Origin of the sequence: Methylobacterium sp. BTF04, assembly GCF_010692745.1 — a bacterium.
Classification (GTDB): Bacteria; Pseudomonadota; Alphaproteobacteria; order Rhizobiales; family Beijerinckiaceae; genus Methylobacterium.
In genome coordinates this window covers 1-19,592 of record NZ_JAAHTB010000016.1, presented here as the reverse complement: position 1 = coordinate 19,592, position 19,592 = coordinate 1, and the positions used below count along the sequence as shown (strand labels likewise).

Sequence of the window (19,592 nt, the reverse complement as noted above, 5' to 3'; positions counted from 1 at the left end):
CATGGCAATTGACCTTGTCGAAGGCACATCTCGTCCGCACGGGAGGCGAATTCGCGAAATTTAGGAAAGCTGAGGAAGACGCCGCCAAGGAGGCCAGCCTTCTCGCGGACCCACACCTCAGAGAGGAGAAAGCTAGGAGGCGCGCTCATCGCTCTGAGACGGCCTACGATGGCCCTAGGAGCCCCATGGGCGACCAAGTGCTGGCGATTGTACGAACGACCCGTCACAAGCGTGAGCGACGTTGCCTGCTCGTCGAATGCCATCCTTCGGCTTCTGGATCGACCTCCTGCGCAAATTCTCTCAAGGCCGTGATCGACGATCCCGCTCGCGCGCGCGAAGGGCTCGTTACCTCGCCCTCAGCAATTGTGGCCACAACTCAGAATACAACTCTAGCGCCTATCAATCCGTTCGCACACCAAGAAGCTGCAAAGCCCCTTTGCTCGGAAGCAGGGTCCCGCAAGGAGGGGACTGCCCAGGTGAGAAAGGCCAAGTTGAGCCGGGACCGCATCCCTGCCCGTAAGCTCGCCTGGTGGGGAAAGGCTTGGCCGTCTGCCAGGAAGCCCGTAGCAGGGATCGAGGGCCTGCATGAACAGCCAAGGGGGCCAATCGTCAGGCGCATTCGCCGCTTCGAGGAGAACCGTCTACGCGCCGTTTCCCGTGCCTTGGAGGCGGCGGCTAACCCCGCCCCCCACGATCCTCTCCCCATCGGGCCGGATGCCACCATCAGGCCCGACGAGGCGGTAGAGGGTCTGTCGCGTGATCCCGAGCTCGGCGCAGAGATCCGCGACGTTGGTCCCCGGTTTACCCATCGCCGCCTCCGCACGGCGCACCATGGAGGGGGTGACCTTGAACCGTCGCCCTCCTACTCGCCCCCGTGCCCGGGCAGCGGTCAAACCCGCGTTGGTCCTTTCGATGATGAGCGCCCGTTCGAACTCGGCCAGGGCCGCGAAGATCGAGAAGACGAGCTTACCGGCTGGTGTGGTCGTGTCGATGGCCGCACCATGGCCCGTGATGACACGAAGCCCTACACCGCGCCCGTTGAGGTCGTGGACGATATTGACGAGGTGCCGCAGATCACGGCCGAGGCGATCCAGCTTCCATACCAGAATCGTATCGCCTTCCCGAAGGGCCTTCAGGCAGGCTTCAAGCCCCGGCCTATCATCGCGGCTTCCCGATGCCTTGTCGATGTAGACATCCCGTTCTAGGACGCCCTCCGCCTTAAGGGCATCGAGTTGGAGGTCGATGGACTGCGAACCGTCCGCCTTCGAAACTCTCGCGTAGCCAATGATCATCGCGTCACCCAAACGGTCGATTGCGTGACAAGAGGATCGAGGTACCGATAGAAAGTTGCAAGCGTCACATTGGGCGTCTCGCAATCAATGTTGCCCAAACCCCAACTGCCGAGTGACATCTAGCGACGCGGACGGGGCTTGCTTTGATTAGGCCGCCCGGCGGAGGACATAGGAGCGCCCACCGTCAGGAGACGCGATGAAGCCCATGCGCGCCAGGGAGGACAGAACGGCCTCGATACGCTCCACCACCCGCTTGGCGCGTCGGAACCCACCCGCGATGTCCGAGGCTCCAATAGCGGCGGGCGCGACAGCGAGTGCCGCCATGACGGCAGCGGTTTGGGCCATATCGTCCGTGGGAAACGTCGGCCGCCCGGTCGCCTCTTCCGCCATCGACAGCTCCGCTTCGATCTGGACACCCAATTTCTGTGTCGGGGATCCGAGGCGGGGAATCTGGAATGCGGGACGGAGCCACTGCACTTCGCCCCGCCTCTCAGCGGCGGCTCGCCCCTTGTTGAGGGCCACCAGGCGCCCGAGAAGCTGGTCCCCTGTCATGTCCAGGGGCCAGCCATAGGAGGCTGCGACGGCTGCATCGAGTTCATCGTGCAACTCGCGCAAGATGAGAACCAGGGCCTTATCGAGGATGCCTTGGTCCACACCGTCCAGGGTCGAGGGCGTGGCACCCTTTCGTAGCTTGGCCAGGACGTTGTAGGCATCCGTCAGGCTGACGGTTGGGAAAAGGGACTGCCGTTCCTTGCGGTGCGCATCTAAGGCCTCCGCCGCCTGCCTGATGCGATCCACCTGCGTCGGGGTTGCATCTGGGAAGGGGAAGGGGTCGAAGCAACGCGATTTCGAGTAGCGCGGTCGATCCTCTAATGTTCCACCTTGCGCTAGGGTCCAAACCACGTGGAACCGTGACGATAGCACCCCGAGATGAAAGGCATTGTCTGTTCCGACAGCTACCAGCATGTTGTCTGGCAGAATAGTAGCATCTAGGAACTGAAATACCCGGTGTTTAGTAGTCTCTACTGTAACTACATAGCGGGCAAGATTTTCCAGGGCCGGCCGCAACTCTTGGCGAGGCTTCCCAAAAAGCCACCACATTCGAAGATAAGCCTCTGCGTCTTTTGTTGGCGACCTAGCAAACTGTTTCTCCCGATCGGGCTTTACCGTAACCAAGACGTGCTGATAGACCTCAGGAAAGCGCGAACGCACCTCTTCGATGGAGAGACCAAATAAATCGATGACCATTACATCCCGAGGCCGAGATGTAAGGTCACGGCCGTTGCGATATTGACGTATATGCCGGTCAAGACCGGGCCGCCTACCTAGTCCAAGTTTTCTCGCGATCTCGGGAGAAACTATGAAACCTGCACCATGGAGCTTAACCCCCGGAGAGCAAATGGCCTCGTTGCTGCGTAGCGGCAGCGCAAGGGTTACATCGGCGCCCACGGTCAAGTCAGAATTGATCGTCCCATATCGCTCGTCGAGATCGACCACCGGCTGGTCAGTGTCGAGGCCTGTTTCTCGCACGACTTCGTGCAAAGTGCCTTCCTGCCGACCTGCCTCTGCCACCGTCATGGCAATCCGTACCGCTGCTGCGTCACGTGTCGCTTTCGTCCAGGGATGGTCTGCGACCGCCATAACAAGGGAGATGGGTCGCTTGGCATTAAGGTGCCGTTCCATAACCCTCCGCTGGAAAACTTGGCTGATCGAATTCGTCGTCACGAATCCGAATCGACGTAGGGCGGTCCCCTTGCGGGTGAGAAGTTCCGCCGCGCGATCCCACCAAAACATCACGAAATCGGCGCTCTCGGGCATCTTCGGATGCGCTGCCCAGAGGGCTTCGGTGTAGGCGTCTCCCAGGCGCATCCGGAGGTCTTTGCCACCGATGAACGGTGGGTTGCCTACGATGAACTCAGCCGTGGGCCAATCCGGGCGGCGCGGGTTTCGATAGACGTAAACGGGCTCCCGCTCGCCGTCAGGGTCCAGGCGGCTCAACGGCTTACCAGCCTCGTCCTTCCTAAGTTCACGGTGGCTGTCGAGCACCGCGTCGAAGGCCCCCCGCACGTTGCGAAACGCCTTGAGGATGGGGTCAGATGGGGCGGCCCCCTTGGTGCGAAAGTGCCATTGCAGGAAGCCGATCCACAGAACTAGTTCAGCGATGGCCGCCGCCCGTGGGTTCAACTCCAGGCCGAGGAACTGATGCGGGTCCACAGTGGACCCTTCCAGGCCCGATAGGGCCTCCTGGCCCCCAAGGTCAGCGAGGGCCTCCAGAACCTCGCCTTCGAGGCGCTTCACCAGTTCCAAGGCGACGTACAAGAAGTTGCCCGTTCCGCATGCCGGATCGAAAATTCGGGTTGCGCAGATTCCGTTTTGGAACTTTTGTACGGTTGCAATCGCATCCTTGGTGCGTCCCTCAGCCTTCTGCCGTTCCGCAGTGGACAGTACCGTCGCCCAATCGCTTCGTAGGGGTTCGATCACCGTGGCGACCACCAGCCGTTCGACATATGCCCGTGGCGTGTAATGCGCCCCCAGCTTGGCCCGCTCACGATCCGATAAAGCTTGTTCGAGCAGCGTCCCGAAAATCGCCGGCTCGACTTCCTTCCAGTTCGCGTCGGCGGCTTCCTTCAGGTTCCTGATTTCCTCAGGTCCCAGCGGAAGGACGGTGCGGCGCTTGAAGAACTCGCCGTTAAAACGGCGGACCTGGGCTTCGATGCCATAGGCGTAGCCGCCTCCATCCATAGCCTCCCATAGCTGTCCGACGAGAGGTTGGAGCTTGGACGGATCGGCCTCGCACCGTGCGAGAAGATCGCGGAAGGAGCGCTCTGGGAGCAGCGACACATCCTCCGCGAACATCGTGAACAGGCAACGCATGAGGAACATGGCCACCTCTTCCGGGTCGTGCCGTCCTTCGAGCGCTCGGGAGACGGCAGCAAGGCGTTTGGCGACCTCTCGCGTGACGCGGGCACTCTGGCGCGCCGGGTCCAGGGAGTGAGGGTCGAGCCACACGGCTCGCAAGCGTTCCCGGATTTCAGGGCGACGGAGATCTTCTAGATACACCCTGAAGCCTTGGCGGTCAGGAAACTGGCTGTAGTTGCGTCCCTGCCCGGAGAAGTCGGCGAAGACCTCAATGACGTTGCCGACATCGCAGACCAGGATGATAGGCGGCCAGGGGTGATCCGAGGGAAGGGACCGAGCGTAGCCTTCAGCCTGTCGACGGGCATTCAGCATCAGAACGTCCCAGGCACGTTCGGCACCACGGCGTCCCCGAGGCGCAGGCTCCTTCACCGCCCCGGCACCGGGAACCTCCTTTGAGCCGCCAACCTGCCGAGATTGCTTCGCTTCCAGGATGAATGCGCCGCGTTTGTATAGGTCGATGCGCCGGTTCGTATAAGTGCCGTCACCGTTCGGCTCACGGACGCCGCGCTCGAAAACGTAGTCGTTGCCTTCCGTCGTTGCTCCGGCGGGATCGGGGCGCGGCACGTCTAGGACGTCGCAGAGTTCCGATAGGAACAGACCATAGTTGGCCCGCTCCTGCCCCCCCTCTCGCCCCTGCCAACGCTTAATGAACGCCTCGACCATGCCCACGCCTGCGCCGCCGCTTCCGTCACGACCGTTTCCGTCCACTGGAACACCATAGAAGGCCTGCGGACAACGGCACAACCGAAGGGTTCGCCCGATGTCGCCCGTCGTCTTGTGTCCACACGCCTCTTGCGACCGAATCGTTCGCGTCGATCATATTGAAGACCAGGCATCGAAACAGGCTGAGAGGGTGCCAGCCATGCCGTCCGTAGGACGGCAGCCTGGGCAAGGGGGGCTCCGCCCCCCTGTGCAACCCCCAGGAGCAAGGCATCATGGCTCACGATACGATCGCGAAGGTGCGTCTCTCGGAGCGCCGCAAGTCCACCTACTTGGCCGCCGCAGGCCAGGTTGGGGGCAATCTCTCGGCCTTCATGCGTCGGGCATGCGACCAAGCGGTTATGGGCGTTGATCCGATTACTACCCGCGCCGACCTAACCGCTCTACGGCGTTACGCCAACGCCGTGGCGAGCGTCGCGAACGATGCCGCCGATGGCGGGCTCAGCCGGGAGGACGCCCGTCGCCTTGGACAGGCCGCCGCCGCCATGCAGGCGATCCTCAGCCGTCATCTCAGTGTCGGGTGAGGTGGCGCGATGATCCTCAAAGCTTTCCGGGTCAAGACGCGCGGCGGCTCGCGCGGCCGCCTTCAGGATCACCTCTGGCGAGGTGACGAGAACGAAACCGTCAACGTGCTGCGTGGTACCGAGCAGGACGTTGCCGATGCGTTTCTGGACGCTCGCCGCCTCTCCCGTGAATACGCGGTCCGCCACTGGATCATCGCGCCAGGTCAGGCGGTTGGGACCGACGCCATGCTGGCCGTCGTGGACCGCCTCGGGGCGGAATTCGGGTTCGACCCTGAAACCGCAGTGGTCATCGAACACCGTAAGTCCAGGGTATCCGACACAGCATTCGACCGTCACCTGCACGCGTTGGTGCCGGAGGCTGATCCCGGAACTGGCAAGGGCTTATCCTCCGCCCACTCGTTTCCGCGTCAGGAAAAGGTTGCCCGGCTCTGTGAACACGGCTGGGGCCATCCTTTCGTACATGGCGCCCATCACAAGGCAGTCCTAGCCGCCCTTCGCCGGGACGGACATGGCGACGCCGCGAACGCACTCGACCAAGCCTTCCCAGAGCCCGGAACGGTGCCTCGACAGGCGTTCACGCACTCGGCGCACCATCAAGCGAGGCGGCTGGGCATCGACCTTCCAGCGGCCCGTGAAGCCGTCGCCGTGGCATGGCGCTCCACCGATACCCGATCAAATTTCGAACTCGCCATCGGCCGTCATGGCCTGTTCATTGATGCCGCCACCAAGGCAGGGGTCCTGAAGGTCGTCACTCGGGATGGCGATTTTGTGGGCTCGCTTGCCCGGCTGACAAAGTCCCGGAAGGTGGACGTTCTTTCACGAATGGGGAAGCAAGATGACCAACCAGTCAACGCCATCGACGACGGCTCCGACCGCAGGAACGTCGCCACCTCGCCCCAGAATGACCATCGAACAGGCGATCCACAGGAACACCGAGAACATCCTGCGGCAACTGGAGCCGCTGAAGGGCTTGGCCGACCAAGCCCAGGGTTCGGAGCCCGAGGACAGTCCGGTCACGATGATCCTCGACCTGTTGCGCAACGTCCTGACCAGCCAGGAGGCACTTCGGACGAGCATCGAAGGGCTTCATTCCCGGATGGACCAACCCAGCCTCGAACAGGCGTTGAAGGCGGCCGTGAAAGGCTGAGCCTTGGTAATCAGGCGTTAGAAATCGGGATGGTGATTTCCCTCCATCGCCCGGCCCACATTTCTAACCTCTGCGACCTTGTCCATCAGTCCCGCAAGTTGACCTGCCCTAACGAGGAGCACGCCAGAGACGCGTTAGTCCAACTGAGAGACAACGCAGCTTATGCTCGCGTCATGGCGCAATCAGCGACGCTCGCTGAACCCGAGGACTTGAAGGCGGCAAGAGCAGCCCTCGAACGTGCCGAAAAGGCTGCGGCCCCTTTCCGTGCTGCCGTGACCCCCGCAATTGTCGAACTCAAATGCCACCTGTTTAGTGCTCCGCCGAAATCGGGTTGGCGAGGGCTCATGGCATGGATGACCGGAGCAGCCGAGCGGCACCAAAGAATTGGCACAGACCTAAAAGGGCGGAAGGCCAAGGCAGAGGCTGATATGGAGGCTGCAAACCTTGTCTCCTCGAAGGCCGAGCGCCGCCTCGCAACGCTAATCTCCGTTCACACGGTTGCTGATCGCGCATTCCGCCAAGGTTGGGAGGCAGAAGCTAAGGGAGCGCCGGAGCGCATCGCCGCGATCGAAGCCGCCTTGGAGCTTCTCTTTCAACGCCCGGACCTTGGACGCATGGGGCCTTCGGGGCTTCTAAAGATGGGCTATCGCATCGCCGGAAGTAGGAATCAGTTGAAACCCGGCCAGGATGTCACCGATGACGAACCCCTGACCGTAAGGGCATTCGGAGGCCGTTGACGGGTCCACGACGCCGGTCCACAATGTACCCACAGGTCCAAATCGGGCAACGCTAGGGCATTGGAAAGTCTAGGGTTTTCGGATAGGCGCTTCGGGTCCTCGTCCCCCAGCCAACGTCTTCAGCCCGCTCGGTCAATGACTTAGCGGGCTTTTTCGTGTCCGATCGAAGCGGCGCGGTCCCACCCGCCACCGCATTCTGAGGCGCCGGGTCAGCGGCCGCGAAGGAGGGCTTAGTGCGCTCCGTGATCCCCGGAGCCCTCCCTCAAAGCCTCCGCTGCGCTGCGGCGCCTCAGGACGAGGCCATGGGTGGGACCACTCGGCTCCAACCCAACGAAAATGGCCTCAGAACCGCGTCGTCAGGTGCGTCAGCCAGTCGGGCGAGGCGTTGACCAGGGCGGTCTCCAGCGCCTTGTCGGCGCCGAGCAGGATGGCGGCTCCGGTTGCCACCAGGATCAGGCCGAGCCCGGCCTTCAGACCCTTGCCGAGGCCCATCATCCGGTTGCGCCAGCGCACCATCACCTCGCGGGACAGCGTGCCGAGGACGAGGAGCGGCAGGGCGGCGCCGAGGCCGAACAGCACCATCGTCAGCGCGACGACGCCGAGATCGCGTCCCTGCGCGGCGAGCAGCGAGGCGGCGCCCAGGGTCGGGCCGACGCAGGGGCTCCAGACCGCGCCGAGGAGCAGGCCGACGCCGAACTGGCCCGGCAGCCCCGTGGTGGAGAACCCGCCGAACCGCGTCTCGGCCCAGTTGCTCATCGGGCCGGCGGCCACCGCGAGCCGGGTCTGGGCCACCGGGACGATCAGCACCAGGCCGAGCAGCACCAGCAGGATCGCCGCGACGGTGCGGAAGATGTCGGTGTCGAGCCCGATGGCAAAGCCCACCGTGGCGACGAACAGCCCGATCACCATGAAGGAGAGCGCCAGCCCTCCGGCCAGCGCCGCCGGCCCGAACCGATGCTCGGAGGCGGCGGCACCGAGCACAAGCGGCAGCAACGGCAGCACGCACGGCGAGAGCACCGAGAGGATGCCGGCGAGGAAGGCGAGGCCGAGACTGGCGCCCATCGCGACGGCCTCAGAGCGCCTTCTCGACGAGGCCCTCGATCCATTCCGGTTGCGTCTCGCCCACGGACCGGCCGGTCTCGGTGGCCCCCTTGAAGGCGATCAGGGTGCTCTGCATCCGGGCGTTGAAGGTGCGCAGGGCGTCCTTCTGGCTGTCGAAGTCGATGTCGAAGATCTGCAGCTCCTTGAAGCGCGGATCGGCCGACAGCTTCGACAGGATCGGCTTCTGCGTCTTGCAGATCGGGCACCACGGCGCGCTGACCTCGACGAGGATCGGCTTGCCGGCCTTCTGCGCCGCCGCGAAGGCTTCGGGGGTGTAGGGCACGGATTCCCCGGCCAGAGCCGGGGCGGCGAGGCTCAAGGGAGCGAGGGCGACGAGCGCGAGGAGGGAGCGGCGGAGCATCATCATGAAATCCAGTTCGATCGGGAGCGCCGGAAGTTACCGTCCGGCAGAGGCCTTGCGCGCGGCGGACCACTCGGCATCCGCGCGGATCGTCGCCGTATCGCGGCCATCTTCGCGGCCATCTTGCCAACCCTCGATCCCCTCCGGGAACCACGACACGCGGCGATAGCCGAGCCGGACGAGGCGCTTGCCGAGGTTCCAGCTGCCCCAGCAATCCGGGTGGCAATAGGCGACCACCGGGCGGTCGCGGTCGCCGCCGGTGAGGGCGGTGATCCGCGCCGTCAGGGCGGCCTCCAAAGCCGGAGACAACACGCCCTCCCCGGCGCCTGGCAGCCAGACGCTTCCGGGAATGTCGCGATGGACCGGCAGCCAGATCCGGCCCGGCGCCATGTCCGGCGGCCTGCGGTCGGCCTCCGACACGTCGAGGAGGACGGGCTTCTCCGCCGCGATCAGCGCCGCCAGCCCCGCCGCATCGACCAGTCCGGCCCCTGCCAGGGTTTTCGGCGTGTAGCCGTTGAGCGCGCCCTCCCAGTAGCCGGCGGGCTCGGGCACGTTGACCGGCGAATCGGCGGGGGCCGCCGCCCCGAGGACCAACGCGGCCAGGGCTACAAGCGGGAGGGCGAGGGGGGAGCGGCGCATGGTGATGGACTCAGTTGCTCGCCGCCGGCGCGTCGAAGCTGTGCTCCCAGCGTCCACCCTGGTTGTCGCCGGCCACCACCTTGATCGGGCCCTTGCCCTCGGGCAGCATCGCGAAGTTGATCACCGGGTTGGCGGAGATCGAGATATCGCCGTCCATGGTGAAGACGCTCTTGTCGCCATAGGTGACGGCGATCTTGTTGATGTAGCGCGCGGGCGTGTAGTCGCGGCTGACCTGGTTCATCTGCATGCCGCTGAAGTTCGGGTGGCGGATCATCAGCGTCGCCTCGATCGGCTTGCCGGGCTTGGAATCGGCGAACTTCATCCGCATGTCGCCCATGCCCTGCATCGCTTCCTGGTCGCTCATGCCCATGGGCGCCGAGCAGCCGCCGGAGGCCTTGACGAACTTGGCGGATTCGACGAGGCGGCCATCCTTGGTCTCGGCCACCGCGTGGATGTTGGTGTAGGTGTTGACCCGGACCCGCATCTTCAGCGTGTCGGGGTCGGCGGCCGGGCCGAAGACGAAGTGGGCGGCCAGGGGCGCCGGGTTGTCGTCGATGACGAGATAGAGGCCCTGGATCTTGTCCTTGCCCGGCATCGTCAGGGTCAGCGGGACCAGGGAGGCGTCGCTCGCCCGATCCGGCAGGTCCATCGTCACCAGCGCCGGGCCGGTCTCGACCTTGCGGTCGCCGAAGATCGATTGCTGTAGCTCCGTCCAGCGCGCGGCGCGCTCGGTCTCGTCGTCGCCGGCAGCGGCTTGGGCGTGGCCGCCCACGACCATGGCCGAGAGGACGGCACCCAGTGTCAGGGCGGTGGTGTGGCGTGATATCCGCATGGGCGCTGTCTCCTCGCTGACGTACGAGCCGTCTTGACGATCGCCCCAATCCGGCGTTCGCAGCGGCTCTTTAGACGAAGCTTATGATATCGTGCGGACCGCGTCTGTGACCCAGGTCACCGATGACGAATTCGTGCGCACAGGGAACCGCGCGCGCGAGACCACGCGAGCGAACGACACCACGGCGGCATCTCACGACCACCGGGTGCGAGGAGACGGGACAGCCCATGAGCACGCGCCACACGATCGAGCGCTGGATCGAGCGGTTTCCGCTCATCGCCGGTTTCAGCGCCGCGCATCTTCAGATCGCGCGCGGGACGGTGCATTTCGTCCAGCTCGAGGCCGGCGCCGTCGCGTATGCGCTCCAGGGCCCCTGTGCGAACTACCTGATGTGCATCGACGGCCGGACCCGGGTGTTCCGCACCTCGGAGAGCGGCCGCGAGATGCTGATCTACAAGGTCGGCGGCGGCGACACCTGCGTGCTCACCACCCAGTGCCTGCTGTCGGGCGGCAACTTCCCGGCCGAGAGCATCGCCGAGGACCGCACCGAACTCGCGGCACTGCCGAGCGACACCTTCCGCCAGCTCATGCGCGAGAGCACGGCGTTTCGCGACTTCGTCCTCGACGATTACACGCGGCTCCTGGCGAGCCTGCTCACGTTGATCGAAGAGGTGGCCTTCGCGCCCCTCGAACAGCGCCTCGCCCGGCGGCTGCTGATCGAGGCGGACGGGCAGGGGCGGGTGGTCAAGACCCACCAGCAGCTCGCCTCCGACGTCGGCAGCGTCCGCGAAGTCGTGAGCCGGATGCTCGGCGAATGGGCCGATGCCGGCCTGGTGGTGCTCCGCCGCGGCGTGATCGAGATCGGCGATCGCGCCGCGCTCGCCGCCCACCGGATGCCGTAGCAGCCGATCCTAGTCCGGCCCGGCGAGCCAGCGCGCGACGCCGGCCACGGAGCGAAAGTCTTCCACCGCGTGGACCGGCACGCCGGGCAGGGCGTCGCGGGCCATGGTCGCCAGGGCATGGCCGGGGCCGAGTTCGAGCACGCGGGTGGCGCCGTATTCGCGCACGCCGGTGAGGCAGGCGGCCCAGTCGATGGTCTGCGCGATCTGGCCGGCGAGCTTGTCGAGACCCGCCGCCAAGTCGAAGACCGGCGCCCCGTCGAGGCCGCTGAGAAGGCGCGGGGCAGGGCGCGCCGGCGCGACCGCCTCGGCGGCGGCGAGCTGCGCGCGAAACCGCGCGGCGGCCTCCGCCAGGAGCGGGGTATGCGAGGGGATGTGCACCGGCAGAACCACCGCCCGCGCGGCACCCGCCGCCATCGCCTCCCGGCAGAGCGGTTCGAGGGCCGCGTCGGGACCGCCGACCACGACGCTGTCGGCGGCATTGCGGATGGCGAGATGGCACGAGCGGGCCTGCGCCATCGCGGCGACCCGGTCGGCGGGCAATCCGCGAATCCCCGCGAGGCCGTAGCCGGGGCCGACCGCCGCATCCATCGCCTCGGCCCTGGCGGCGGCGAGGGCCAGAAGGGTGGCGGGGCTGAAGCGCCCGGCGCAGCCCCAGGCGGCGAGGTCGCCGATGCTGTAGCCGGCCAGCACGATCCGGGCGCCCTGCGCCTCCGCGACCAGGGTCCAGGCGGCGAGCCCGGCCACGCAGCAGAGGATCTGGCCGGCGCGGTTGACGTGGAGCGCCGGGCCGCCGGCGCGGGCGAAATCGCGCGGGTCCTGTCCGAGGAGCGGGGTGGCGGCGGCGAAGATCGCCTGCGCCGGCGGATGATCGGCGGTGAGCGCGAACATCTCCGGATGCTGGCCGCCCTGGCCGGACAGCAGGACCGCGAGGGTCATGGCGACCCCTCGATCCCGTCGACGAACAGGGTCATGGCCAGGAGGTCGGCCGCCCCGCCGGGGCTGAGTCGCCGGGCGACGAAGGCGTGGTGCAGCGCTGTCGCCCGGGCACGCCAGTCGTCGCGCGCGATGCCGCCCTCGGCGATGAACCGCGCCGCTGCCGCGCGGGCGAAGGCGAAGCCTTCGACGCCGCCGCGATGCAGCAGGTTGGTGTCCTCCAGATGCGCGATCAGGGCGAGGCAGGCCTCGACCCGCGCGGCCTCCTCGTCGTCGGGCCGCAGGACGCGCCCCCGGCGCAGGGCCGGCAGCCCGACGCGGTAGAGGGTGGGGAACCCGGCCGCGGCCTCCGCCGGGGCGCCGCCGACGCCGTGACGGCGGCGCGCCCGGGCGCCGGGGGCATGCAGCAGCACCGGGCCGTCCAGGATGTCTGCCCCATAGCGGGTGCGCACGCGGTCGCCGAGCGCACCGGGGCGCGGCAAGCCGGGGAGGGCGCCGGCGGCGGCGCTGAGCAGGCCGAGGCCGAAGATCGCGCCGCGATGGGTGTTCACGCCCCCCGTCGCCGCCCGCATGGCGGCCTCCGCGTCGAGGCCGATCCGGCGCAGGGCCGGCATCGCGGCCCCTCCGGCGCCCGCGCGGGCGAGGTCGGCGAAATACGGCTCCAGGGCGGCGGCACTCCGGCGGAACGTGTCCGCATCCATGTCCGCATGGCTGCCGCGGTCGACGTGGCTGACGAGGCCGGGCTTGGGATAGGTCGCGAGTTCGCCCCGCAGGGCCTCGGCGGCGAGACGCGCAATGCGAAGCGCCTGATCGTCCGGGTCGAGCGACCGGCGGGTTTGGGCGAGGGCGTTCATGCGCCAGCGCGCGCGAAAACGAGGCGATCGTCGGGGCCGACCACCAGTGCGCGCAAGTCCATCCGCTCAACGCTCCTGGCGAGAACCGGTCCACCCGCCTCGGCGGCGTGGATTTCGCGCCAGTTGAGACCGAATCCGTCCGGCAGGACGATCTCGCCATCGAGGCGCATGGGGGCACGCGCCTCGATCTCCGCCAGGGCGGTGAGCAGGCGGCGATCGACGGCGTCGGTCACCGGCCAGAGCAGGTCGAGGTCGGACGCCCCGGTCAGGTAGGGCAGGCCGGTGAGCGCCTGCCACAGCAACCCGCCGAACACGCACGGAGCGATGCCGTGCGCGGCCCCGAGCGCGATCAGCGCGTCGCAGGTCGGCTGCCACGCATCCGGGACCGCACGGCGCGCGGCCGCGAGGGTCACGGGCGGGCGCGGGGTGGCGCTCCCGGGCTCCAGCAGGAATCCGATGCGGCGCTTGCCGTCGCCCGGCGGCAGTGGAAGGCCGACGGGGAGGGCGGCGGCGGCCTCGCCCGGGCCGCGCCGGCGCAGGATCACCGGCCGGCCGGCCCGCGCCCATCCGGCGAGATGCGGCACGCCGTCGAGGTCGGGGCGCGTGGCGAGAAGCGCCGCCCATGCCTCCGGCGCCACGTCGAGGAGGTCGTGACGCCGACATCCGGCTTCAGCCACCATGGGCTTCCCGCATCACCCGTGCGGCGATGGCGTGGGCCTGCGGCCGGCCGGCGCGATCGCGGCCGAGGGTGTCGCGCACGTCGTCGGGGGCGATCCCGGCGATCAGCGCCGCGATCTGGGGCCCGAGGGGCGTCTCCGGATCGAGCACCGCATGGACGGCGCCGGCCTTGACCATGTTGTCGAGCCCCGGCGCAAAAACCGAGGTGGTCTTGGCCATGGCCTCGAGCTTGTCGAGCGGCAGCTTGGTGACGCGGGCCACCGATGGCAGGTCCATCACGCTCGGATGGGCACCGGGCAGGGCGGCGAGCACGCGGGTGGCGAGGGCCGTGGCGATGAAGGCGCCCGCCGCCGTGTGCCCGTAGACGAGCCCGACGGTGGGATGCCCGCTCGCATCGGCGAGGAGCAGCGCCTTGGCGAGATGGGCGAGGTATTCGTTGAGCCCCAGAAGCTCGTCGCGGCGGCTCATGCGCTGGCTGTCGGAATCGACCACGACGAGGATCGGCGTATCGCCCCCCGCCCGCACCACGGCGAGGACGTGGCCGGCGAGGGTGCAGGCGCCCTCGATCCCCAAGGGGGTGTTGCCGTCGATGCCGATCACCGCGAGGGACTTGCCGTCGAACGGGCCATGGCCGGCGACGAGACCGTCGGCGACGCCGACCTCATGGCCGTCGGGAAACAGCGAGGTCAGGATCTCAGCGAGCGTCATGGGGTGCCTCCGGCAAGCGGGCGAGGAGCGCGTCGAACGCCTCGGTGGTCATCCCCGGTACCGCGTCGGGGTCGTTGACGCCGAGCCGGCCCCAGACCTCGGTGGCGTCGTGACAATCGCCGAAACGCGCGAGACGTGCCTCGAGCCGTGCCTGTTCCGCCTCCAGCGTCGCGAGGTCGAAGGCCGGGGCCTTGGCGATCTGGGTGAGCGCCGCATCGCGAAACGCCCCGATGGTGTCGCCCACGAAGGCGTCGGCGCCTCCGAGCAACCGGCGATGCTTGCCGCCCATGGTGCGCCAGACCAGCGCCCGGTCCCGCGAATCGAATTCCTCCGCGCCCTTGTTGGTCTCGATCACCTCGGGGCCGGAGACGCTGATGCGCCCGCTCTCCGAGACCACCAGCCGCGAACAGGTGCCGGCGATGAGGCCGCCGCCGCCGTAGCAGCCGGCGCGGCCGCCGATGAGACCGATCACCGGAATCCCGGCGGCCCGCACCTGGGCGATGGCCCGCATCACCTCGGCGATGGCGGTCTCGCCGGCATTGGCCTCCTGCAGCCGGACGCCGCCGGTATCGAACAGGATCAGCAAGGCGGCGGGGGCCTCGGCGAGCGCGGCCCGCAGCAGGCCGACGAGCTTGGCGCCGTGGATTTCGCCGAAGGCGCCGCCCATGAAGCGGCCCTCCTGGGCGGCGGCCAGCACCGCCTGCCCGTCGAGGCGGCCGCGCCCGACGATCATGCCGTCATCGAAGGCGCGCGGCAGATCGAACAGCGGCAGGTGCGGGCTCATCATCCGCTGCTCGGGGCCGATGAACTCCTGGAAGGACTCGGCGTCGAGGAGGCCGGCGAGGCGGGCGCGGGCACTCGCCTCGTACCAGCTCTGGTCGCCCGGGTCGGCGGAGAAGGTGACGGGTTTCAGGGCCATCACATCGCCTCCATCAGGCGCGCGCCCTGGGCCAGGCGCAGGGCGACGGTATCGGGGCGGGCGCCCCCGTCGTTGATGGTGATGCGCAGCCCTCCCGGCTGCCGGCGATCGACGAAATCGGCCACCACCGCCTCCCAGACATCGCCGAAGCCGTCGATCGCCGTATCGATTTCCACCGTGAACTCGTCGGGCGGCAGGCTGCGTTCGAGCAGCACTTCGAGATTGCCGGAGGCCACGACACCGACGATCGCCTGACGGCGCGTGCCGGGGAGGGCCTGGGTGGTGGAATGGCGAAAGTTCAGCTTTTCCATCGCGACAATCCCTCACCAGTTCCGGAATTTGGCCGGCGGCTCGTAGAGGCCGCCCGACCAGTGCACGAGATCCTTGATCGATTTGGCCGCCAGGAGCGAGCGGTCGGCGTCCAGCGGTTCGATGCCGAGATCCTCGGGACGCCGGATGATGCCGCGCTGGCGCAGGCGCTCCACCATCGCCTTGTCCCGCCCGCGCCCGACCTCGGTATAGCCGGCCACCCCGCGGATCGCCTGCTCGCGCTCGTCCAGCGTCCGGCACAGCAGCAGGTTGGCGATACCCTCCTCGGTGACGATGTGGGTGACGTCGTCGGCGTAGATCATGACGGGCGCGAGTTCGAGCTTGAGCTTGCGGGCGAGTTCGAGGGCATCGAGCTTCTCGACGAAGGCCGGCACCAGCTTGTCGCCGAAGGTCTCGACGAGCTGCACCACGAGCTTGCGCCCGCGCCGCAGGGCCGGATCGCCCTCGCCCCCGGCCTCGCGGCCGGCCTTCATCCAGGTATCGGAGGGGTGGCGCCGTCCGTGCGGGTCCGAGCCCATGTTCGGCGCGCCGCCGAAGCCCGCCACCCGGTTGGTGGTGACGGTGGAGGAATGGCCCTGGAGATCGATCTGCAGGGTCGAGCCGATGAACAGGTCGCAGGCATAGAGCCCCGCCGTCTGGCAGAAGGCGCGGTTGGAACGCAGGCTGCCGTCCGATCCGGTGAAGAACACGTCCGGCCGCGCGCGGATGTAGCGGTCCATGCCGACTTCCGAGCCGAAGCAGTGGATCTGTTTCACCCAGCCCGATTCGATGGCCGGGATCAGGCTCGGATGCGGATTGAGCGCCCAATGGGTGGCGATCCGGCCCTTGAGGCCGAGCCGCTCGGCATAGGTCGGCAACAACAATTCGATGGCGGCGGTCCCGAACCCGATGCCGTGGTTGAGCCGGCGGATGCCGTACTCGGCATAGATCCCCTTGATCGCCATCATGGCCATCAGGATCTGCGTCTCGGTGACGGCAGCGGGATCGCGGGTGAACAGAGGCTCTACGTAGAACGGCCGGTCGGCCTCCACCACGAAATCGATCCGGTCGCCGGGGATGTCGACGCGGGGGACCTTGTCGACGATCGCATTGACCTGGGCAACCACGACCCCGTTCTTGAAGGCCGTCGCCTCCACCACGGTGGGCGTGTCCTCGGTATTGGGGCCGGTATAGAGGTTGCCGTCCCGGTCGGCGCTGACGCCGGCGATGAGCGCCACGTTGGGCGTCAGGTCGATGAAGTAGCGCGCGAAGAGTTCGAGGTAGGTGTGCACCGCCCCGAGCTCGATCTGTCCGCCGTAGAGCATCTTGGCGATGCGCGCGCCCTGCGGACCGGAATAGGAATAGTCGAGCCGCCGGGCGATCCCCTGCTCGAAGACATCGAGATGCTCCGGCAGCACGATGCCGGACTGGACCATGTGCAGGTCGTGGACGCGGGCCGGATCGCAGGCGCTCAAGGCGCGGGCGAGGCAATCGGCCTGCTTCTGGTTGTCGCCCTCGAGACAGACCCGGTCACCGGGCTGGAGGATCGCCTCCAGGAGATCCACGGCTTTAGCCGCCGGCACCACCTTGCCGTCCGCATGCGGGCCGGCCCGCGCGATGCGCGCATCGCGGGCGGTCCGTTCCTGACGCCAATCGGTCATCCGATCCGCTCCTCGCGCTGACGCTCCGGCCCGTATGCGCCGAACGCGTGGTTTGCCCGACTCGATATCCGCGAGCCGCAATTCTGGGTCTTTTGGTATTCCGAATTGCGGAAATGTCAATCCTGGGTATACTGAACGAAATAAAAAACGAATCGCCGAACACGGGAAGGAGCCACCAGATGGCCTGCGCATACGAGAGCCCGCCCCACGCCACCCGACTGCGTACAGGGGAGGCGGGACGATGACGATCTTCGGCGTCGCGCTGCTGGCCCTCTGCACCCTGATCGGGGTGTTCCTCGGCGATCTCCTGGGCGTCGCCCTCGGGGTGAAGGCCAATGTCGGCGGGGTGGGGCTCGCCATGATCCTGCTCATCGCCGCCCGGTCCTGGCTCGTCGCCAAGGGAAAGCTCGGCCACGGGGTGAAGCTCGGGGTCGAGTTCTGGTCGACCATGTACATCCCCATCGTGGTCGCCATGGCGGCGCAGCAGAACGTGGTGGCGGCGGTGCGCGGCGGCCCGATCGTGCTCATCGCCGCCACGGTCTCGCTCCTGCTGTGCTTTGGCTGCGTGGCCCTGCTCGGTCGGTTCGGCCGCCGGGAGGAGGCGGAGGCGAGCGAGCAGGTCCGGCACGGCGGCGCGGTGATCGCCGGCGACATCGACGACACACCGGCGCCCGCGCCGCGGCCCCTCTCCGCCCCGCATTCCCGTCCCGGCACAAAGGCGTGATCCCATGCTGCACATGATCGAACACGTCTTCGTCGAACAGAGCCTGGTGGCCGCCTTCGCGGTGGTCGGGGCGCTGATGCTGATCTCGAACTTCGCGGGAAAGACGCTCACCGCCGGCCGCGTCCACGGCTCGGCCATCGCCATCGTGCTCGGGCTGGTGCTCGCCTACGTCGCCGGCCTCTATACCGGCGGCAAGAAGGGGGTCGCCGACCTGCCGGTCTTTGCCGGAATCGGCCTGATGGGCGGGGCGATGCTGCGCGATTTCGCCATCGTCGCCACCGCCTTCGAGGTCGACGTGGTGGAAGCGAAACGCGCCGGGCTGCTCGGCGTGGTGGCGCTGGCGCTCGGCACCATCATCCCGTTCGTGGTCGGGGCCCTCACCGCGGTGGCCTTCGGCTATACCGACGCCGTCAGCATCACGACCATCGGCGCCGGGGCGGTCACCTACATCGTCGGCCCGGTGACCGGGGCGGCGCTCGGCGCCGATTCTGCCGTGATGGCGCTCTCGATCGCCACCGGTGTCACCAAGGCGGTGATGGTGATGGTGGGAACGCCGCTGGTGGCCAAGCTCATCGGCCTCGACAACCCGCGCTCGGCCATGGCCTTCGGCGGCCTGATGGGCACCGTGAGCGGAGTCGCCGGAGGCCTGGCCGCCACCGATCCGAAGCTGGTGCCGTACGGCGCATTGACGGCGACCTTCCACACCGGCATCGGCTGTCTCGTCGGCCCGTCGCTGTTCTACCTGATCGTGCGGGCCATCGTGGGATGAGACCGGGGGCGTCATCCGTCCAGCCTCTGGACAGGGATCGGCAGGGGAGAGTGTGGTGGACGAACACGTGGCGGAGCGCGAACTCCTCTCCGACCAGATCCGCAATGCGCTCACCGACGAGATCGCGGCCGGCACGCTGAGTGCCGGCACCGCCCTCGACGAACAGGATCTGGCCGATCGCTTCGGGGCCTCGCGTACGCCGGTGCGGGAGGCCCTGCGCCAGCTCGCCTTCAACGGCCTCGTGGAGCTGCGCCCGCGGCGGGGCGTCGTCGTCACCCGCATGACGCCGGAGCGGGTCATGGACATGTTCGAAGCCACCGCCGAATTCGAGGCGATGTGCGTGCGTCTCGCCACCTACCGGATGACTCCGCTGGAGCGCAGCGCCCTGATCGATCTCCACGACCGCTCCGGGACTCCCGTGGAAGCCGGCGATTTCGACGCCTACGATTCGCTCAACCGCAGTTTCCACGAGGCGCTTTACGGCGCGACCCATAACGGCTTCCTGCTGGAACAGGCGCTGGCCTTGCGCACCCGCCTCTCGGGGTTTCGCCGCACACAGCTGCGCCACGGCGACCGCATCCGCCGCTCCCGCGCCGAGCACGGCGAGATCCTGGCCGCCATCGCCGAGGGAGACGGCGAGGCCGCCGCACGCCGGATGCGCGCCCACATGCTCAACGCCGCGAGCGCATTGGGGCATTACATCGACGCGCATTCCGGAGCGTGACGCGATTCGGGTGAGCGGCACGCCTCAGAACGCAAAAACGGCGGAGCTTGGAGGCTCCGCCGTTTGTGTGTGTGGTTTGGTCTAGTCTGTAGTTTTGGTTGCGGGGACAGGATTTGAACCTGTGACCTTCAGGTTATGA

19 protein-coding genes are annotated in these 19,592 nt (G+C 67.5%); 6 read left to right on the top strand and 13 right to left on the bottom strand.

The window, feature by feature from the left end; translation table 11 throughout:
* Positions 1-641 precede the first annotated feature (641 nt).
* Positions 642-1,292, bottom strand: coding sequence for a recombinase family protein (locus tag G3T14_RS11745; RefSeq protein ID WP_163642736.1), 651 nt, complete (start codon positions 1,290-1,292; stop codon positions 642-644).
* 147 nt (positions 1,293-1,439) lie between these two features.
* Positions 1,440-4,874 (bottom strand): DNA methyltransferase, encoded by a 3,435-nt coding sequence (locus G3T14_RS11740; RefSeq protein WP_163642735.1) that lies wholly within the window; start codon positions 4,872-4,874, stop codon positions 1,440-1,442.
* A gap of 272 nt (positions 4,875-5,146) precedes the next feature.
* Here G3T14_RS11740 and G3T14_RS11735 point away from each other — a divergent pair, with 272 nt between their 5' ends.
* Positions 5,147-5,455, top strand: a complete 309-nt coding sequence (locus G3T14_RS11735; RefSeq protein WP_163642734.1) for a hypothetical protein — start codon at positions 5,147-5,149, stop codon at positions 5,453-5,455.
* 9 nt (positions 5,456-5,464) lie between these two features.
* Entirely contained in the window at positions 5,465-7,339 is a 1,875-nt protein-coding gene (locus G3T14_RS11730) for a hypothetical protein (RefSeq protein WP_163642733.1), read from the top strand.
* A gap of 342 nt (positions 7,340-7,681) precedes the next feature.
* Here the strand turns inward: G3T14_RS11730 and G3T14_RS11725 are convergent, their stop codons facing one another.
* Genes G3T14_RS11725 through G3T14_RS11710 form a run of 4 tightly spaced genes read right to left on the bottom strand, consistent with a single transcriptional unit; the run spans position 7,682 to position 10,218 of the window.
* Complete coding sequence (locus G3T14_RS11725) at positions 7,682-8,401, bottom strand: cytochrome c biogenesis protein CcdA (protein ID WP_163642732.1); 720 nt, start codon at positions 8,399-8,401, stop codon at positions 7,682-7,684.
* Between the two features lie 10 nt (positions 8,402-8,411).
* Positions 8,412-8,804, bottom strand: coding sequence for a thioredoxin family protein (locus tag G3T14_RS11720; RefSeq protein WP_163642810.1), 393 nt, complete (start codon positions 8,802-8,804; stop codon positions 8,412-8,414).
* 33 nt (positions 8,805-8,837) lie between these two features.
* Positions 8,838-9,440: a rhodanese-like domain-containing protein gene (locus G3T14_RS11715; protein ID WP_163642731.1), complete on the bottom strand. Its 603-nt coding sequence runs from the start codon at positions 9,438-9,440 to the stop codon at positions 8,838-8,840.
* A gap of 10 nt (positions 9,441-9,450) precedes the next feature.
* Complete coding sequence (locus G3T14_RS11710) at positions 9,451-10,218, bottom strand: quinoprotein dehydrogenase-associated SoxYZ-like carrier (RefSeq protein WP_246733267.1); 768 nt, start codon at positions 10,216-10,218, stop codon at positions 9,451-9,453.
* Between the two features lie 281 nt (positions 10,219-10,499).
* Between G3T14_RS11710 and G3T14_RS11705 the strand changes: the two genes are divergently transcribed.
* Positions 10,500-11,174, top strand: a complete 675-nt coding sequence (locus G3T14_RS11705) for a Crp/Fnr family transcriptional regulator (protein WP_163642729.1) — start codon at positions 10,500-10,502, stop codon at positions 11,172-11,174.
* Between the two features lie 9 nt (positions 11,175-11,183).
* Here the strand turns inward: G3T14_RS11705 and G3T14_RS11700 are convergent, their stop codons facing one another.
* From G3T14_RS11700 to mdcA, 7 genes are read right to left on the bottom strand one after another with little or no spacing between them, the layout of a single operon-like run.
* Positions 11,184-12,110, bottom strand: coding sequence for an acyl transferase (locus G3T14_RS11700; protein WP_163642728.1), 927 nt, complete (start codon positions 12,108-12,110; stop codon positions 11,184-11,186).
* Entirely contained in the window at positions 12,107-12,961 is an 855-nt protein-coding gene (gene mdcB / locus G3T14_RS11695; RefSeq protein ID WP_163642727.1) for a triphosphoribosyl-dephospho-CoA synthase MdcB, read from the bottom strand. Before mdcB ends, G3T14_RS11700 begins: the two co-directional genes overlap by 4 nt.
* Positions 12,958-13,638, bottom strand: coding sequence for a malonate decarboxylase holo-[acyl-carrier-protein] synthase (mdcG, locus tag G3T14_RS11690; RefSeq protein ID WP_163642809.1), 681 nt, complete (start codon positions 13,636-13,638; stop codon positions 12,958-12,960). Before mdcG ends, mdcB begins: the two co-directional genes overlap by 4 nt.
* On the bottom strand, positions 13,631-14,347 hold the full coding sequence (gene mdcE, locus G3T14_RS11685; RefSeq protein ID WP_163642726.1) for a biotin-independent malonate decarboxylase subunit gamma: 717 nt from the start codon (positions 14,345-14,347) through the stop codon (positions 13,631-13,633). Before mdcE ends, mdcG begins: the two co-directional genes overlap by 8 nt.
* Positions 14,334-15,266 carry a biotin-independent malonate decarboxylase subunit beta gene (locus tag G3T14_RS11680; protein WP_163642725.1) on the bottom strand — a complete coding sequence of 311 codons (933 nt, stop codon included), beginning with the start codon at positions 15,264-15,266 and terminating at the stop codon, positions 14,334-14,336. The genes mdcE and G3T14_RS11680 overlap by 14 nt, the downstream gene beginning before the upstream one ends.
* The gene (gene mdcC / locus G3T14_RS11675; RefSeq protein WP_163642724.1) at positions 15,266-15,577 is read right to left on the bottom strand and encodes a malonate decarboxylase acyl carrier protein; all 312 of its coding nucleotides are present in this window, start codon (positions 15,575-15,577) and stop codon (positions 15,266-15,268) included. The genes G3T14_RS11680 and mdcC overlap by 1 nt, the downstream gene beginning before the upstream one ends.
* Positions 15,578-15,589: 12 nt before the next feature.
* On the bottom strand, positions 15,590-17,236 hold the full coding sequence (gene mdcA / locus G3T14_RS11670; RefSeq protein ID WP_163642723.1) for a malonate decarboxylase subunit alpha: 1,647 nt from the start codon (positions 17,234-17,236) through the stop codon (positions 15,590-15,592).
* A gap of 241 nt (positions 17,237-17,477) precedes the next feature.
* On the opposite strand from mdcA, the gene madL reads away from it, so the two are divergent.
* Genes madL through G3T14_RS11655 form a run of 3 tightly spaced genes read left to right on the top strand, consistent with a single transcriptional unit; the run spans position 17,478 to position 19,453 of the window.
* Positions 17,478-17,960, top strand: a complete 483-nt coding sequence (gene madL / locus G3T14_RS11665) for a malonate transporter subunit MadL (RefSeq protein ID WP_163642722.1) — start codon at positions 17,478-17,480, stop codon at positions 17,958-17,960.
* A gap of 4 nt (positions 17,961-17,964) precedes the next feature.
* Positions 17,965-18,729: a malonate transporter subunit MadM gene (madM, locus tag G3T14_RS11660; protein WP_163642721.1), complete on the top strand. Its 765-nt coding sequence runs from the start codon at positions 17,965-17,967 to the stop codon at positions 18,727-18,729.
* Positions 18,730-18,784: 55 nt separating this feature from the next.
* Positions 18,785-19,453 carry a GntR family transcriptional regulator gene (locus tag G3T14_RS11655; RefSeq protein ID WP_348645261.1) on the top strand — a complete coding sequence of 223 codons (669 nt, stop codon included), beginning with the start codon at positions 18,785-18,787 and terminating at the stop codon, positions 19,451-19,453.
* Positions 19,454-19,592 lie beyond the last annotated feature (139 nt).